This window comes from Halomonas sp. ATBC28 (assembly GCF_005937175.1).
Taxonomy (GTDB): Bacteria; Pseudomonadota; Gammaproteobacteria; order Pseudomonadales; family Halomonadaceae; genus Vreelandella; species Vreelandella titanicae.
This window is the reverse complement of the sequence record NZ_VCQL01000006.1, coordinates 1-17,646: the sequence shown is the minus strand read 5'-3', so window position 1 is coordinate 17,646 and position 17,646 is coordinate 1. Positions and strand designations below refer to the sequence as shown.

14 protein-coding genes are annotated in these 17,646 nt (G+C 52.4%); 9 read left to right on the top strand and 5 right to left on the bottom strand.

Features of this window, described 5'->3' with window-relative positions; all coding sequences use genetic code 11:
* Positions 1-21: 21 nt before the first annotated feature.
* On the bottom strand, positions 22-1,257 hold the full coding sequence (locus E0L35_RS08065; RefSeq protein ID WP_022524065.1) for a GAK system CofD-like protein: 1,236 nt from the start codon (positions 1,255-1,257) through the stop codon (positions 22-24).
* A 258-nt stretch (positions 1,258-1,515) separates the two neighbouring features.
* Here E0L35_RS08065 and E0L35_RS08060 point away from each other — a divergent pair, with 258 nt between their 5' ends.
* From E0L35_RS08060 to E0L35_RS08030, 7 genes are all read left to right on the top strand, one after another.
* A complete protein-coding gene (locus E0L35_RS08060) occupies positions 1,516-2,976 on the top strand; it encodes an aminoglycoside phosphotransferase family protein (RefSeq protein ID WP_053857087.1) in 1,461 nt (486 codons plus the stop codon).
* Positions 2,969-3,895, top strand: coding sequence for a GAK system ATP-grasp enzyme (locus E0L35_RS08055; RefSeq protein WP_022524067.1), 927 nt, complete (start codon positions 2,969-2,971; stop codon positions 3,893-3,895). Before E0L35_RS08060 ends, E0L35_RS08055 begins: the two co-directional genes overlap by 8 nt.
* On the top strand, positions 3,892-5,001 hold the full coding sequence (locus E0L35_RS08050; RefSeq protein ID WP_138800009.1) for an HprK-related kinase B: 1,110 nt from the start codon (positions 3,892-3,894) through the stop codon (positions 4,999-5,001). The genes E0L35_RS08055 and E0L35_RS08050 overlap by 4 nt, the downstream gene beginning before the upstream one ends.
* Positions 5,001-5,693: a histidine phosphatase family protein gene (locus tag E0L35_RS08045; protein ID WP_138800008.1), complete on the top strand. Its 693-nt coding sequence runs from the start codon at positions 5,001-5,003 to the stop codon at positions 5,691-5,693. Before E0L35_RS08050 ends, E0L35_RS08045 begins: the two co-directional genes overlap by 1 nt.
* 27 nt (positions 5,694-5,720) lie before the next feature.
* Positions 5,721-7,055 carry a metallophosphoesterase gene (locus E0L35_RS08040; protein WP_249362107.1) on the top strand — a complete coding sequence of 445 codons (1,335 nt, stop codon included), beginning with the start codon at positions 5,721-5,723 and terminating at the stop codon, positions 7,053-7,055.
* The gene (locus tag E0L35_RS08035) at positions 7,052-7,333 is read left to right on the top strand and encodes an amphi-Trp domain-containing protein (RefSeq protein ID WP_022524071.1); all 282 of its coding nucleotides are present in this window, start codon (positions 7,052-7,054) and stop codon (positions 7,331-7,333) included. The genes E0L35_RS08040 and E0L35_RS08035 overlap by 4 nt, the downstream gene beginning before the upstream one ends.
* Positions 7,334-7,451: 118 nt before the next feature.
* Entirely contained in the window at positions 7,452-7,769 is a 318-nt protein-coding gene (locus tag E0L35_RS08030) for a hypothetical protein (RefSeq protein ID WP_138800006.1), read from the top strand.
* 46 nt (positions 7,770-7,815) lie between these two features.
* On the opposite strand, the gene E0L35_RS08025 is transcribed toward E0L35_RS08030, so the two are convergent.
* Positions 7,816-8,070: a DUF333 domain-containing protein gene (locus tag E0L35_RS08025; protein ID WP_138800005.1), complete on the bottom strand. Its 255-nt coding sequence runs from the start codon at positions 8,068-8,070 to the stop codon at positions 7,816-7,818.
* Positions 8,071-8,328: 258 nt separating this feature from the next.
* On the opposite strand from E0L35_RS08025, the gene E0L35_RS08020 reads away from it, so the two are divergent.
* Positions 8,329-8,817, top strand: a complete 489-nt coding sequence (locus E0L35_RS08020; protein ID WP_138800004.1) for a pyridoxamine 5'-phosphate oxidase family protein — start codon at positions 8,329-8,331, stop codon at positions 8,815-8,817.
* On the top strand, positions 8,810-9,373 hold the full coding sequence (locus E0L35_RS08015) for a CAP domain-containing protein (protein WP_249362106.1): 564 nt from the start codon (positions 8,810-8,812) through the stop codon (positions 9,371-9,373). Before E0L35_RS08020 ends, E0L35_RS08015 begins: the two co-directional genes overlap by 8 nt.
* Before the next feature lie 15 nt (positions 9,374-9,388).
* Here E0L35_RS08015 and E0L35_RS08010 read toward each other — a convergent pair whose 3' ends face one another.
* The 3 genes from E0L35_RS08010 to E0L35_RS08000 form a co-directional block, all read right to left on the bottom strand.
* Positions 9,389-9,880 carry a CreA family protein gene (locus E0L35_RS08010; protein ID WP_138800002.1) on the bottom strand — a complete coding sequence of 164 codons (492 nt, stop codon included), beginning with the start codon at positions 9,878-9,880 and terminating at the stop codon, positions 9,389-9,391.
* A 177-nt stretch (positions 9,881-10,057) separates the two neighbouring features.
* The gene (locus E0L35_RS08005) at positions 10,058-10,828 is read right to left on the bottom strand and encodes a SapC family protein (RefSeq protein WP_138800001.1); all 771 of its coding nucleotides are present in this window, start codon (positions 10,826-10,828) and stop codon (positions 10,058-10,060) included.
* 72 nt (positions 10,829-10,900) lie between these two features.
* Positions 10,901-17,646, bottom strand: a 6,746-nt coding sequence (locus E0L35_RS08000) for a putative Ig domain-containing protein (protein ID WP_138800000.1), incomplete at its 5' end; no start/stop codon positions are given.

Here is a 17,646-nt window from a genome sequence, read left to right as displayed (position 1 = left end):
GTCATTTAGAGTATGTCGGTGTCAGGTCAACCCAAGCAGCGCTTCAGCCAGCTTAACGTCATCATAACGTTGGGTATCAGCATTCTCCGGCGCAAGATCTAGATCAATAATTTGAATACCCATTTCATCGCGTAGCGTCTCAATCTGATCAGCCGAAACACTCAGAAGCTGCGAATCAAACAGTAAAAAATCGATTGAAGACCGCTTAGACGATAAGGGTTCGAGTGTGCCAGACAAATGCTCATTGAGCACTTGAACCTGATCCACCAACGTCATGCCAAGCGTTTCAAGATCAGTTCCCAGGCTTGGCACATACACCTTGGGTGACGGGTTTTTAGCCAATGCCTTATCAACCCCCTTTGGCAGCAGGTTGGCAATGACACTGCTATAAAAACTGCCCGGCGGGAAAACCAACAGCTCTGCCGAATCAATGAGCTTACGGGTCTCTTTACACACCTTGGAGGCATCCAAGGTATCGATATCGTCCGCCTCGCCTGATAATTTTATCGCTCTGATGGGCGAATCGATTTGAGCCGTCTCTTTGCCGGTAAAGCAGTGTTGACCAATAATCGTTCGACCGTTCTCTAACAATACCTCCAATTGAAGGTTGGCATCCGTCGTTGTCCGAACGGTGCCGCGGGTCTTGATCAGTTGACCAAAGAGAAAGGCGATCGGATCCAGAGAGCGGTCATGAATCAGATAGCCGCCGGTCAAGATGAGGTTCCCGACACTGGCACCAGCGAGGCTAAAATCCTTGGGCATATGTTTGTAGAATGCGGCGATATAGCTCTGGATCAGTGACCGCATGGGCTCAGCAATTGCCTTGAGCAGCGGGTGCTTAGCACTGACAAGAGCCTGCAGGCTTTGCTCAAGTGCTGCCTTTGCCGCCGCGTCTTCCAACCCCTGTGCTACTAGCCGATGTGAAAAAAGCGCAGCCACCTCAGGGTGCCCGGTGACTGAATCATCAGCAAGAGCAAGCAGGCGTGCCCTTAGGTCGCCCACCGCAGGCATCGCGAAGGCCCGGCGTAACTCTGCCGAGCTGCCTCCTGAATCAAAAGGGGTAACCAGATGAATGGAATTATGGGTATAGTCCGTCAACACCTCAGAAAAATGTCTCAGTGCCGTACCGCCACTAAAGAAGAGTATTTTCGGCCCTAGCTCGGGGGCTTTTCGGTATCTGGCCAGACGCAGATCCCGCCCCTTGCCAATCTCACGGGGCAGACACATTCGGGTACCGATAAAACGTCTTTTTTTCATACAACTCTTTGAACTGTAAGAAACATGTAACGTAAAAGATGGCACTGTTACTTATACTGTTGACTCTCAGAAGCAGTAACCACCTAAGCGCACGTTATCTTGGTGAGGCAGCGTATCAATACGTCGATTTTGGAGCATTTCTATTTTCTACGATTCGAAGTTGAAAATCACTTCGAGTTAGTTGAAGTTTATGTGACTCAGCCAAGTGAATCCGTTTCTCGGCGCCTGATCAATCGCACAGGCTATAGGAACACGCTGGTGGAGAAAGTTGAGCTCGCCGTCGCCATGGATGTGCAGCGACGCAAAGTCGATGGGCAGGGTTTTCAACAATCCAAATCCCTTGAGCGCTTAGCCCGACTACTTGACCAGTTAGGCCAATCCTGCCTTGAATTCACCGCCATCAAGGCCCTAAAGCAGCTTCCCGATAAATCGCGAAAAGAGTACGCCAAGCTCATTCGACTGGTGGGTAAATCATTGAAGCTGGTGATCATTAATATCGATGATGCAAACACTCGCCAAGGCCTGAAAATTGGACGCCGAATTCCCAAAATAACCGCCCGCTTAACCACTGATTTTGAGCAGGACGCTTCAGGCATGCGTAACAGCGCCGTGGTGGATTTTCAGCTTAACCGCATGATTCATCTGCTTTCAGAGCTTGCCGACGCCCTACTCGCCGCCAACTTCGGCCCTGCCGTACGCTTGCAAAATTACAAGCAACTGAAAAATGCCGCCCACGCGATGACCGCCCAGAATGACGACTTTACCGTCGAGCGGCTGGCGCTTACCCGCAGCGGCAGCACCATTGCCACACTGAGAGCCGAGCACGCCCCCTCTGGCAAGATGATGGCAGTCTACAAAGAGGGTGAAAGCCAGAAAGTCATTGAAGAACTTTACGGGGTAGATCAATGGAAACGGGTCTATCCGAAGGTGGCTCCAACGGTTCTCTCGCACCATGTCGAGCAGGGGGATGAGCTGGGTTCAATGGTGATCGAACACCTTCCCGGCCGAACGCTTGAGTCACTACTGTTAAACGACCAGTGGAAATCCGCCAAGCAACTTGCCCACACACTCCAACGGACGTTGAGAAAGATCTGGAAGACATCACGTACTAACGAGCCGGCTCAACCCGAGTATATGCAGCAGTTGCGTAAACGCATGCCCGAAACCCGCCACACGCACCCGACACTGTTTCATACACACCAAACCATTTGCGGACTGCCCCGCCCCAGTTTTGATGAGTTGATCGATCGCGTAGAGTCCCTAGAGCGTCAGCTTAGGGCGCCATTTTCCGTGCTGATCCACGGCGACTTCAACGTCGACAACCTCATCTATGACGAACTCAAAAATCGCATCTACTTTATCGACCTGCACCGCGCCTCCTATTCTGATTATGTTCAGGATTTATCCGTTCTGATGGCGTCAATTTATCGGCTGCCCATTATGGATGCGGCCCCTAGAGCCGAACTAATGGGATTGATCAGACAGCTCTATCAGTTTGCGCGCCGGTTCGCCAAAGAGAATAACGATGTAAGCTTTGATGCGCGGCTAGCCATCGCGCTGGGGCGCTCCTTTGCCACCTCTACGCGCTTTATCTACGACAAACGTTTTGCCAACCGACTCGCCCTTAGAGCGAGCTACCTGCTAGAGGCCATAACACTTCTAACCCCTGAGAAAATAGAGAAGTACAGGCTTCCCCTAGAGGATATTTTTAGTGATTAATAAGCGAATTGCGGTCATTGGGATACCTGGCAAATGGTCAACCGAGGTCTTGGCGAATCATTTGGAACAGCGCACCGGCTACCGCTGCGTTATCGATATGGCTGACGTAGTGCTGGAACTTGAAACCGGCGAGTTACGTTATCGGGACACCCTGCTCAACGCGCTTGACGGCGTGATCATCAAAAAAATAAGCGAAACCTACTCCCCAGCCGCCGACGACCGACTGCGCATGCTTAGCAGCCTTGAGGAGGATGGGGTGCGCTGTTTTAGCAGCCCAAACCAGGTAAGCCGCTTGATTAATCGTCTTGAGGGCACCGCCGCCCTGGCATCAGGCGGCGTCCCACTGCCCGCGACACGAGTAACCGAGAGCACTGATGCGGCGCTGGAGGCGATCCAGGCGTTCGGAAAGGCGATCTTAAAACCGCTCTACTCGACCAAAGCCCGCGGCATGGTGGTGTTAAAAGCGGCAGATGGTGTTAAAGCCAATACTCAAATACTGAATAAATTTAAGGCTAAGCATGGCCTTTTTTACCTTCAGAAATTCGTCAACCTGGGCGGTCAAGATCTAGGCATGGTATTTCTAGGCGGCAAGTACCTGTGCACCTATGCCCGTGTCGGCGATGACAAGTCGTGGAATACAACGATTCACAGCGGGGGCAAATATCGAACCTTTGATGCAAGCTCTGAGCTGATTGAGCTTGGCCTAAAAGCCCAGTCATGCTTCGATCTAAGCTTTACCACTGTAGACATTGCATTGACCGATGAAGGGCCCGTGGTCTTTGAGGTCTCGGCCTTTGGCGGATTTAGCGGCGCGAAAAAAGGCTGTGGTATCGATGCCGCTGAGAAGCTGTGTGATTATGTGCTTAGCCAGCTTGAGGCCGAGACAGCAGAGACAGAGACAGCAGAGGCAGGTGAATGATCAACCTTTTTGATAATCAACAAATCAATCAGGCAAAGGCCGCCTGCACCTATGCGTTACCGCTGACGTTCAATGGTTTAACAATTCGCGTGCTGGCCGACCACCCAGCAATTCTTGACCATCTTGAGGTTTACTATGCTGGTTTAACGGCGTCTGGTTTGCTCCCGAAAGAAGTCCATACCGTTGACCAGCCAGAACTACCGGTATGGCTGTTGGATCAGCAAGCGGATACCAGCGGCCGCGAGTGGACAGCGGTAACACGGGCCAAAACCAGCGCTCTGGGGCTGAAAGAGGCCTACGTGGATACTCCTCAAGGGCGCTGGATTCATAAAGTACGCACGGGGATGGTGCTGTTCCAATCGTTAACGGCGCCAGCTGCGATTGGCGAGTTAAACAAGCACTCATCGCAAGTCATCAACTTTATTAACAACCAGTTCCTCAATCATCATCAACGCGATGGTTACCTACTCGGCCACGCCTCGGCCTTTGATATCGATGGAAACGTCACGGCCATTGCCGCCAGCTCCGGTGGTGGTAAATCGACGCTAATGCTGAAAGCGCTGGAAACCGCAAAGGCGCGTTTTCTCTCCAATGACCGGATTCTGTTTAAGCCCGACAACGACCAGGTAAGCGTTATCGGTGTCGCCAAGCACCCCCGCGTTAACCCAGGCACGCTGATCAACTCCCCGCGTTTGAGCGACATACTGCCCACTGAAGAGCGCGACCGATTTACCGGCATGCCCAAAAGCCAGCTATGGGATATTGAGCAGAAGTACGATGTGTTGATTCCTAACGCCTATGGCGAGGGTAAAACCGCCCTCTCCGGCACGCTCAAACACCTAATACTGCTGGACTGGGCATTAGACGCTACCGCCCCGACAGCCCTGAGTAGCGTGGATATCACCCAAACACCTGAGGCGCTTGAGGGCTTACGCAAAAGCCCAGGGCCATTTTTTCAGCACGCGGATGGCCACTTTCCCGCCGAGCAAGCCCAATCTGCCAAGATCTATGCCGAACATCTAGCGAGCGTTGAAGTGCTGCGCCTCACCGGTACCATCGATTTTGAGCGTGCCATTGCGCTGCTCCAAGCCAAAGGCATTCTCTGATGGTGGCACTGGCGCTGATTCGGCACGGTGAATATTCACAACTGGCGGATACACCCAGCGCCCTGCAGCCCTACCCGCTCACGGAAAAGGGTGCGGAAGACGTTCGAGAGCAGGCGCGTCGGTTCGGCGCGTGGCTAGCCACTTCAGGCTATCAGCTCAATGCGGAGATACACTGCTCGACGCTGCTAAGAGCCTGGCAAACGGCCGAAATCTTCCGCGAAGAGCTAACGCCGCTGTTTGCGGAGCCACCCTGTTCGCGCAGTTTTTCGGCCCTTTGTGAACGCAGCGTTGGGGCGCTGGCCAATCTGAGCATTCAGGAAATAGAACGGATCGTCGCCCTCGACCCTCGCCTTGAGCCCTTACCTAAGGGCTGGAAATCAGCCAGCGATTTCAGACTGCCCTTCGACGGCGCGGAATCGCTGTTGGAAGCAGGCGAACGGGTCGCTGCCCATTTACAAGCACTTTTAGATATACCGCCGCGACTTGAGGGGGCTAAACGACTACAGCTGGTAGTGGGCCACGGCGCCTCTATTCGCCACGCCAGCTATCATTTAAATGTCATACCCTTCAGCGATATTAAACGGTTAAGTATGTTTCATGGTCATCCGGTCGTTTTCGAGCGGCATAACCAAGGCTGGCACCGACTGTACGGAAACTGGAAACAGCGCCAGCCAGCAGACCCTCTCGATTAGACGATAGCGATGAATAAGATGGCTTCTATGACCGCGTTCAATGTTATTCCAAAGGTAAGCAAACAACCGTATCACAACGCCATCTTGACGCGCCTTCCGACAGAGTGGGCGCCCTGGCCCGATGACGCGACTTCGGTCAATCACGATGAGGCGCTAAGCACCTTTGTTAAGCGCTCGCGAAAAAAGGGCTTCGCCTGGCCCAAAAAGCCAGTGGCATTCATCTCAGACCCCCATGCGGATGCCGAGGCATTTGAAGCCTCGCTAATTGCTGCAGGTGTCATCGAACGCGAAGGCTCCCACCTATGTGAATATGCACTGACGAAATTCGGCAAAAAAGCCGAAATCGTGGTGGGCGGAGACTGTCTGGACAAAGGCCCCAGCAATCTGATGATGCTGCGCAGCCTGGCCCATTTATACCGCCTCAAAGCAGATATCACTCTGCTGGCCGGTAACCATGATCTCCGCTTGCTGATGGGGCTACTATCGTTGGAACGCGACACTGACGCCGGTAGCCAACATCTCTTTGTGCGCATGGGCAAGAAGGTGATACCGCTGTTTAAAGAGGTATTCGATCAATACCTGGCCGATACCCAGTGGGACAAAGGATTACCGTCCGAGCAGGCGTGCCGACAGGCGCTGTTTCCAGGCAACGACTGGTTCGAAAACTTCCCCTTCTATGCCGCCGGGTTTCTCACCCCCGAGGGTATAGAGCGTGAAATCAGCAAGATGACCACCAAGGCGCAGAGCTTCGAGGCGCACTGTGCAAAAAACGGCCTGACGCTCACCCAAGTCTATGCCGCCGCGATGAAGTGTCGTTCGCTGTTTCTTAACAAATCGGGGGAATTTAGCTGGTTTTTCCGCCGCATGCGGCTGGTTAAAAAGCGCGGCTCCTTCCTGTTTCTGCATGCCGGCCTCGATGATCATATGGCCGAACTGCTGGCCAAGTACGGCGTAAAACATGCCAACCGCGCTTTCAAAAAAAACCTAATGCACCAAAACCTGTTCAGTTTTTATTATGGCTCTTTGGCCAATACCTTTAGAACCAAATACCGTAAAGCCGATCTTCCCCTTACGCCGCGCGGCGCCTACGTTGCCCGGCGGGCAGGCATTCAGGTGCTGGTTCACGGCCATATCAACCAACACTTTGGCCAGCGGGTCACGCTCAAAAACGGGCTTATCCATATCGAAGCCGATATCACCCTGGACGCTCACTCGCGTAAAAATGAGGGGCTCGATGGCTACGGTGTAGGGGTAACGTTAATCGACAAAAACCGTGGAGTGATCGGCCTTAGCTGCGATTACCCTCAGGCAAAAGTATTCAAGCCCGGCCGCAAAGGAAAACTGGTGGAGCCCGCTAAATGAAGTCAAAAACGAAATTCAGTCACGATTCCCTGCTGGATCGTCAGTCAACCCAAGAGTTACTGATTACCCTGGCAAATGCGATCAATAAAGGCGAGTTAGCCTTCCAGGAAAGTGAAGGTGAGCTGGTACTTTCCCCCCAGCAGTTGCTGCAAGTCTCCCTGCGCGCCAGTGATGAAGGCGATAAACAGGAGGTAGAAGTAAAGATTAAATGGCGCACTAAAGAGAAAGAGCTTTCCGACACGCCTCCCAAAATTAAAACAAAAGCGGGTAAACGTTAAGAGCTGCCTCCCCGAGCCCTACCCACATGTATGTGGATGTATGATGCCCATGTTCGTGCCAGAGCCCTTTCGGCTCACGGAAGAAAAGTTATGGGAGAAAGACTATGGGAGCGGGGAAATGGACGTCACACATTTAGAGCACGTCGTTATCGCTTTGATCATTCAGCTCTCACTATTGCCCTTTGTTTCTGCTTACGTGGCCGGTGTTATCCCGGTGGCGATACTGCTTGGCCGCGAGATTGCTCAGCACGAATACAGGCTAGGCATCCAACGAGGTTGGGAATGGGGCGAAACGCTACCGGTCGGTATGTTTGAGGGCGTCTGGCGTGGATGGACGTTAGACTCAGTGCTTGATGTTTTGCTTCCAGCACTGGCGTGCGGGCTGCTAGCGGTTATGATTGGCTTTAAGAAAAGGCATACAACCAAAAACAGCTAGGCCCCTGGCACCCAGTGGCTGGCCTGGGTGGCATCAAAGGTGTCAGCTAGTCATTATCGAGATGCTCGGTACGATATAACTTCCACTCATTTTCAACCCGGCCATCAGGCAAGCGGCAATAGCGGCCAGTGCCTAGGCTGCTTTCGCGAATTTCATTCTCCCCACCGACACTTCTGCAGTATTCAGCCGCGTATTGGGTCATCTGGTTTTGAGAATGAGGGTCTCCCCCGCCCGTGGCACAACCGCCGAGCATCAGTAACGCTACAATTGGGCAGTAGCGGTATATAGATCCTGTAAGCATTGGAACCTCCCTCCCTGAGCATACAGTTCAGCGTCACTTTGATTCTGGTGAGTAACCGCGGACACATCAAGCAGGATGTTACTAGGCAAGAGATATGATGATTCCATAGAGCGTTTGCTGATATGGAAAATGGTAGCTAGGCTGTAGCTAGTCATCTTCGATGTACAAGCATTGTCTATGACTATTTTCAGCATTGAATTCATAAGGCCAGTATCTATTTTATAAGGCCAGGATCGTATTCATAAGGAGAGTGACGCTATGTCCAGCCCGGAACATAAGCAGAAGATCTGGAAGATGATCAAAGATATCAAAGTCGGCATGCTGGTGACGTTGGATCACGACACCCCGCGCGCCCGGCCCATGCATCTGGTTCAAGATGAGTATGACGGAACCCTGTGGTTCTTCACCCGCCGCAGTGCCGAGAAGGTATTTGAAACCGAAAGCGACCACGACGTGTGCCTGAGCTTCTCCGACCAGGAAGATGGCGTCTACGTTTCACTATCGGGTAAAGCCAACCTGATCGATAACCGCGAACTGGTCGAAAAATACTGGAACCCCTTCATCGCTGCTTGGTTCCCCGAAGGTAAAGACGACCCAGACGTCGCCCTGCTAGAAATTAAAGTGCAGATGGGTGAGCACTGGAAAGCCAAAGAGAGCAAGACATTCCAGCTTTACGAAATTGCCAAAGCCAACCTCAAAAAGGACGCCACGCCGGATCTTGGCGAAAATGAGAAGTTCGGTGGATAACGTCCCTCCCAAGCGCCCCGCTGCCGGGGCGCTTTACGGCCTGACCGTTATCATGCTGCTTATGGGTTCATTCAGCTTATGGGCCAATGATCAAACCCAGGGTGATAATGCTCCCCCACAGGGCGAATGCGAACTGAACGATCAGCAGCAGGAAATGCTGTCTCAAATCAACGAGGCGCGTAGCCAAGCGAGACAATGCGGTGACCAGCAGTTTGAGGCCGTAGAATCGTTAGCATGGAGCTGCAAGCTGGAAGCAGCGGCCAAAAGCCACTCCCAGGACATGGCCGAGAACGACTACTTTAGCCATACCGACCCGGAAGGCGCAGGTATCGAGCAGCGTGTGGGTAACCAGGATTACGTGTGGCAAGCCGTGGGTGAAAATATCGCCGCTGGCCTCATCTCTGTTTCCGCCGTGGTGGAAGGCTGGCTAGACAGCCCCGGCCACTGCCGCAACATCATGAATGACGCCTTTACCGAGATGGGCATGGCAAAAGCCGAGGATTCGGAGTCGCGCTACTCGACCTACTGGACACAAACGCTAGGCAACCCGCGCTAAGCACCCACGAGTCAATTATTGCCCGCCTCCTAACTCACCGTAGTGGACAGCCGTAATCGCGTTTTTAGGCGAACCATCAACCAGCTTGGTGCTATAGGTCAGGTACACAAAGGTCTGGGTTTCGGCGTCATGCATGCGCACAACGCGCATATTCTTGAAAAGCGCCGAGCGACGTTGGCTAAAAATCACCTCTTGCTCCTCTACTTCCGCAGGGTCGAAGACAATCTCCCCCGTCTGCCGACACGCCACACTCGCCTCACTGGCCTCCTCAGCCAACCCCACCGCACCGGAAATCCCGCCAATCTGTGAGTAAGAGAGATAACAGGAGATACCCTGAACCTTCGGGTCATCGAAGCGCTCCACTTCAATGGTATTGTTCGGGCCAAGTAGCTTGAACTCGGTACGCACGCTGCCAATGTGAGCATCCTGAGCGAATAGCGTGGGCGGTAATAGCGCAACCATAGCAATGAGCGACGTAATAAGGGCATCGCGTTTTGGGAAAAACATGGTGAGCTTCCTTGATAATAGTCAGTCGAGCGATGATCAAGCCTAGAGGATACGTTAATCCAGGAGAAAGCTCAGCGATTATCAAATTACAGGTACACATTAACTAAGTGCTATTTATTGTTACGAGGTGCTGAATTCGATGCTCGATAGAATGAAGCCAACAACTACGTAATAAAATCAAAATTTAAACTCATCTCCGTCTTCGTAAAATAGATCAATATCATTTTCAAGCTTTGACTGTTTAGCCTGCTCTTGCGCATGGAATTTCACTCGTTCTGTTAACTGAATTACTTGACTCATTGAGAATAGTTGAGCGTAGGCTAACGGCAAGGCACCACGGCGATGCAAATCAGCTAACGTTCCTTCTCCTAATTTGTTCAGAGCTTGCTGATTAATACAATGTAAACCCTGCATATGCAGTGACGCCTGCTTGTCACCCCAGGTCAGCTGTAGAGGCCAAGGCTCGATTAGGCCTGCTTCACTTAACACTTGGCAGGCAGCAGTCGTTAAGTGTCGGTTACACTCGCTTTGTTTGAGAAAACTCAGTGTTTGTTCGACTTGATTAGCAAGATTTCCCTTCTCTCCAAAAAGTGGCTCGGCGCTCAAATCGTCAGTGAGGTGCTGCCGTTCTATGCAGAATACTTTTTTATTCGTCTCGGCCTTTGCCAAGGTAAACGGATACTCTCGCAGCGACGCGGGCACGTAATCACCCAGCCAACGACCATCGCGATGCAAATACAAGTTGCATTCGTTAAATCCCAGTACTGCTACTGGGTGATAACCCTCATTCTGGTAAATAAAGCCCAATACATAATGGGGTACCAGACTGGCTAGCTCTTCCAGAAGAATGGGAGCCACGTGATATTCTGCAGAAAAGAAATAGCCTTGACGTGACCAGAATCGTTTATTGACATGCTGAGTACGTGATATGGCGATCCATTCAAGCATGAGTGCACCTACTGTTCTTCAAAAAAAGGGGCTGGTAAAACCAGCCCCTCATGCTACTAAGCTACTAACTTATCAAAAACTTCCTACCGTTGACTCATCATTAATACCAACTAGGCCAACTTCTTGGCTCATTGATGAGGGATTGAGAGTTCCAAACTCATCATCTCCCGGCATATCACTTATAGAGTTACTCTCGAACATAAGGGTTGCATTATTACTTAGTTGGCTAGCACTGGCGTTATCAGCCACAGTAATAGCAAGCGTTGGAGCAGTCCGGTCTCCTCCAGCCGCCTCGACAAAGCGAGTCCCACCAGTTCCTTCTATTTTGACCGTGATCAGATCTCCTGAGTTAAGCCCCTCCTGAGCAATAAGCGAATTAAGTTGATTTGCCAAGTTAATACCTACAGTTATATTTTCACCATCCTGCCATGTACCTGTAGACTGCCACACTTCCTCTTCAGAGAGATAATTTCGGTTAGTGACTGAGCCGAAGCTCGCTCCGTTGAGTGAGTTCTCTACGGAGAAAGTCATCGTCGAGTTGGCAGAATGCGTCCTATCAGATACCCAGCTGATAATCGCACTATCAATAGTTTCACTATCATCAAGATTAATATTATCAGGCACGGTAAATTGAATACCGACAACATATGAGCCTATCTCCAAATCAGGACTAGACAGAGATGAGCCCTGTTCAATGTCGCCATTAGCACTCTCGACCATGGCGACAAAGTAAGTATCTGGCTCGTTTTGATCCTCTGGCACCACCACCAAGTCAAAACCTGCTGTCGCAGTAGCACCATCTTCATCGGTTACCTGAACTTCCAGCGCGTAATTACCTACCCCTGCACTAGGGCTCCCCGAGAAAGTCTTCGTTTGTGCGTCGAAGAAGACTCCATCAGGTATGTTTAGGGCTTCATAGGTCAATATATCGCCATCCAGATCGCGAAAGGTATCATCAGGAATCTCGAAGAAAAACTCATCTTCAGCTTCGATCGTCTGATCTTCAAGAGGGTTATTAACGAAAGGCTCGGTATCACCACTAAGTATAAAGGTAGAGTTCGTCGCGTTTATACTTGGCGCATTGCCTTGGTAAAGCTCAAAGAAGTCAATATGGAAGCCTTCGGAACGGCCTGCGAAAGTAATCGTATGAACACCGGCGTCAAGCACAAACTCCGCTGGGAAATTCGGTACCGAATCCGAGGTGCTATCGATAAAGTTCGCGAAGCCAAAATCGCCTGTTGCATTACCATACAGCTTTATAAACCCACTATTATCTATCGCATTGACATTACTAACGAGAAGCTCTTCAGCATTGTCATCTATCTTCACCCAGACATCATTCTGGGCATCGCTGGCCCCACCTGGATCCCGTGTCCCCCGAACTCGCAAGGTAAACTCCCCTGCTGCCGACTCAGGAATGACGAATGTATAGGTCAGTTCTGCCTGCGGCCCATTAAGAGCCTCACTGTCCTCATCGCCCCAGAGATAGTAACCAACTCCCTGGAAGTTCGCCTGGTTACCATTTTCGTCTGCCTCATCGAAGAACTGCCATTTGCCAGGAGGGTTTACTCCACCAGGTCCATTTATATCCTCAAACTGTACTTTAAGACGACTGTCCTCCATAAGGTAATAACCTTCCGACGGGATTGTCGTATCGCCATCCACAACAGGCGTACCATTCGAAATTAGATAGATCGGCTGCGATACCGGCCCCAATCCCAAGCCATCAGAGGTATTCGGGTTATCAATGACGGATGCAACAAAACCAAGCGGAAGTGTGTCATCTCCATCGAAGCTGGAGGTGTCGTTCAGGAAATCCCCATAGGTAAACTCCTGCGAAACATCGGCTGTGCCACTGGCGCCCAGCTGTACATCTACAAACTGGAACTCTGCAGCATTGTTAGCAGGGAAATTCTTATCCGCTAGACGGGCATTTACAGTATCGGCAATGCCATCCTGATTATTGGTTACTGGCTGGTGCCCTTTAGTCATGACGACTCGCACCCATTCACCAGCTGGCCCGCTAACAATTACCGAAGGTACTTCACCACCGTAGGTCCCTTGACTACCGGCAGAAAGCCCGTTGACACTCAATTCGGCAACTAGGTTAGGTGGCGTTTCACTCACCAGCACTTGTGCTCCAGCCTGGCTGCCATCGCTCATCAATTGTCCGCTGGCAGTACTACCATCAGTAAACTTGATATACACATTGGAGCCGATAAGTTCCGCCCCTGAGATCCCCCCCACATCCCAGAAGGGAATCGATCCCGTATCGACACTGGATTTGGTAAAGCCAGCAATCGAGTTAGGATCCATATCACCACTGAAACCAACTGTTTCACCGTTAGTAAATCCACCGTTGGCAGTGGCCGAAAATTTCACCAAGGCCCCACGGTAACCACCATTATTATCTGAATTCTCAGGCTCAGGATCGATTCCCGGCAGGAAATAATGCTCGTAGCCAGACGACCCCACAGGCTGAATTGCCCCGGTGTTACCGGCACTGTTGATCGCCCACTCCTTGGCTGTCGCATCCCCACCTTTGCCATCGGGATCAAACACGCTATCGCCATAGAGGGCTGTCGTCACATCAAAGAAAACCGCGGCGATCTTCTTATCTCCGGTATTTTGCACCTGGAACGAGTTACTGCCGTAATTGGAACTCTGTACGTCATTCCCGCCAGGAGTCACAGTGACCAATGCAGAGCCAACATCACCTTGATCATAGCTATCCGATAATTCGAGGTTAGCACCAGCAAAAATTTCTTCGATCTCGGTCGCCGGCACCGGCAAAGGAGTGCTAGTGTCTTCCTTGGCACTTACCTCGAAGTAGTCATAGGCAGCGGTAAAGGCTTCCGCCGCACCATGCGTGTGGGTAATCCCTACGCCGACCGAAGCTGCAGGGTCTAGTATCGCCTCCTTAAGGGCTCCGGTGAGTTCCAACCCGCTAATGGTCACGCTGGCATTACCCGGTAAAGGTTCACCTGATGCGTCCAGTAAAGTGACTGTCGCCGTCGCCATAGTATTGCCGACGTTATTGACACTGACATCGAGTACTAGCTTCGCTTTTGCAAAATCACCAAAGCCATAACCATCTGGGAAGTCAGCCCCAAGTTTGGTTTCGGCGTTGTTGTCACGCGAGGAAAACTCAATGTCCTGACCAACACTGCCAAATACCAACTTGGCAAAATCATTACTGTTCACACTAACCGCCAGCCCTAGCTGCGAATAACTACCGGGCGCCGAAGCAAAGGGGTTATCCACCACGGACTCCAGGATGAAGCCTCCATCACGAATAATGCCCAAGTGATAATCATTCTGTGGCGTATTTGCAGACCCCGTATCACCACTCGTTGTCGTGACCCTGAGTTGATTATCGGCAACGATGCCGGCGCCGGTATCTTCGTCCTGAAATGCCACATCAGAACTGGCCATAACCCCGGTGAAACCGTTCTGATAGGGAGTGCCGTTTACTTCGAAATTAAGGCGTATGCTTTCGCCGTCGGCCAAAGGCTGCCCATTTTGGGCGTCATAAGCAAAGACATCATCTACATTGGCATCACCATCACCATCAATATCTTCATCCGCCTGATTGGCAGTGCCATCTTCGTCCAGGTCATCACCCGGGGCATAACCGCCAAGCGGGCTGCCCTCATCAAAGTCGATCATGAAGCTCGTCGATGGCGTTGAATCGACAAGGTTGGCATTATCTGAGGCATCTGAGACCGCCCCCTGAGCCACCCAGACCGTATAACTACCATTTTCATTCCAACCTCCAGCTGGAGACGAGATCGCATAAGTTGCTTCGCCCGTCGTTGCGTTGAAGCCATCGAAGCTGATCGTGGCAGCAACTGGAACCCCATCCAGCATGAGTGCGATGTCACTGTTATCAAGCGTCTCCGTAGCGATGCCCGAGGCATCAGCGTAAGTGACAACAACCGTAAGTTCCGCGTCGGTGTTGACTGGCTGTAGGATAGCAATCGTCGCGACCGGATTGTCGTTATCGTCAGTGGATTCTTCGCCCTGTTGCTGAATACGCAAGTAGTCATAATTAGCAACAAAAACTGGACCGGAACCAAACGAGGTCTGGGTTACGCCAACACCGAACTCTTCTCCCGCACTAGTAATGGCTGTATTCAAAGGGCCATCCGGTAGGAGCAGTGCTGGCAGAGCCGTATCTCCCAAACTTTGTCCTGATGCATCAAGGAAGGTCATGGTGCCCGAGAAACTTGCCATGCCACCATCAACACTGGCTTCGATAGCCACAACAACATCAGCAATCTGCGCGAAGCTGATGCTTGGCGGCAGGCTGAAGGTCTGTTTGCTTTGTGAACCTCCTAGCTCATAGGAGTATTCAATTTGCCCGCCTCCGACGTTGCCGAAGGTTACCTTCAGATATTCGTCCTGGCTGAGGCTTATATTAAGACCCAGCTGCGAATACTGTGCAGGCAGCGAAGGGAAAGGGTTGCCAAATTTAAGCTCAGCAGTAAAACCATCACCTCCAGACACATTAGTATAGTAATTATCATTGGCGTTATTACTGCCTCCAGCATCACCCTCACTGGCCGAAATAACCAAATTTCCATTAATGATTTCAGCTGTACCGGTTTCCTCTGTGTCAGTACCCGAACCTTCAGTCACTCCGTCAAATAAGCCTTGTAGAGTCTCACCTTCATCGAATTCAAGATTGATCGTCGCAGGATCGGTGCTGGTAATATCATCCTCCGTCACCGTTCCCATTGCCGTCGCAGCAGCGGGATCGATAGCAAACGCCTCGTCTGCAATCCCGGCTAGGATGACACTGACCTGCTCCGGGCCGTTGGCTTGATCATCGTTGGCGACGTCAACCGTCAAACTGCCGACGCCGCCGGTGAAGACCACCGTGCGGGGCTCGGATGTACCATTAATAGTGAGATCCAATGCCACCTCGCCGCTGAAGCCTTCCGAGGCGGTAAGGCCGAAGCTTAGCGTGGTGGCACCCTCGTCGCCGCTTTCGACCATCGGATCAGCATCGGAAATACCGATCAAGGTCGGCGCCGGTGGCTCGACAATTCCCGCGGGCACAAACTCGATATAGTCGATACGTGCGTATTCCAGCGTAGCCGCAGTTGCAGAGAGCGCCAGAGTAGCATCGTCGCCCACTGTGACATTTTCGAAAGTCACCGTGCGGAAGCTTGCTGCCTGGGCAGCATTGCCACTGGTGGCGTCGTTATCGAAGATCCAGTCGCCGCTGAAGCTCTGGCCCTGGGCATTACCGATGCTCAACTGCGCCGTACTTTCGCCGTCGTTTTCGTCAAAATACCCGACAATCACGGTGTAAGTGCCCGCCGCAACCGCACCGGCTAGCGCGTAACTGGCCGTGCCCGACTCGCCACCCTGCAGCCGGATACCTTGACCCTCATCCGCTGCGCCGATGTTCTCGACGGTGTAATTGGTTGCCGTGGTAAAGTCCTCGGCCTGAAGGCGTACGGGCGTTGTTGGTGCGACCTCGTCATCCTCTGTCACTGTGCCCGTTGCCGTCGCAGCAGCGGGATCGATAGCAAACGCCTCGTCTGCAATCCCATTCAGGATGACACTGACCTGCTCCGGGCCGTTGGCTTGATCATCGTTGGCGACGTCAACCGTCAAACTGCCAACGCCGCCGGTGAAGACCACCGTGCGGGGCTCGGATGTACCATTAATAGTGAGATCCAATGCCACCTCGCCGCTGAAGCCTTCCGAAGCGGTGAGGCCGAAACTTAGCGTGGTGGCGCCCTCGTCGCCGCTTTCGACCATCGGATCAGCATCGGAAATGCCGATCAAGGTCGGCGCCGGTGGCTCGACGATTCCCGCGGGCACAAACTCGATATAGTCGATACGTGCGTATTCCAGCGTAGCCGCAGTTGCAGAGAGCGCCAGAGTAGCATCGTCGCCCACCGTGACGTTTTCGAAAGTCACCGTGCGGAAGCTTGCTGCCTGAGCAGCATTGCCACTGGTGGCGTCGTTATCGAAGATCCAGTCGCCGCTAAAGCTCTGACCCTGGGCATTACCGATGCTCAACTGCGCCGTACTTTCGCCGTCGTTTTCGTCAAAATACCCGACAATCACAGTATAAGTGCCCGCCGCAACCGCACCGGCTAGCGCGTAGCTGGCCGTACCCGACTCACCGCCCTGCAGCCGGATGCCTTGACCCTCATCCGCTGCGCCGATGTTCTCGACGGTGTAATTGGTTGCCGTGGTAAAGTCCTCGGCCTGGAGGCGTACGGGTGTTGTTGGCGCGACGTCATCATCCTCTGTCACTGTGCCCATTGCCGTTGCAGCAGCGGGATCGATAGCAAACGCCTCATCTGCAATCCCATTCAGGATCACACTGACTTGCTCAGGGCCATTGGCTTGATCATCGTTGGCGACGTCAACCGTCAAACTGCCAACGCCGCCGGTGAAGACCACCGTGCGGGGCTCGACCACCCCATCAATATCCACGCTCAGAGCCACCTCGCCGCTAAAGCCTTCCGAGGCGGTAAGGCCGAAGCTTAGCGTGGTGGAGCCCTCGTCGCCGTTTTCGACCATTGAATCGGCGTCGGTAATACCGATTACCGTTTGGCCAACATCATCTTCTGTCACTGTGCCCGTTGCCGTCGCAGCCGCGGGATCGATAGCAAACGCCTCATCTGCAATCCCATTCAGGATGACACTGACCTGCTCCGGGCCGTTGGCTTGATCATCGTTGGCGACGTCAACCGTCAAACTGCCGATGCCGCCGGTGAAGACCACCGTGCGGGGCTCGACCACCCCATCAATATCCACGCTCAAGGCTACCTCGCCGCTAAAGCCTTCCG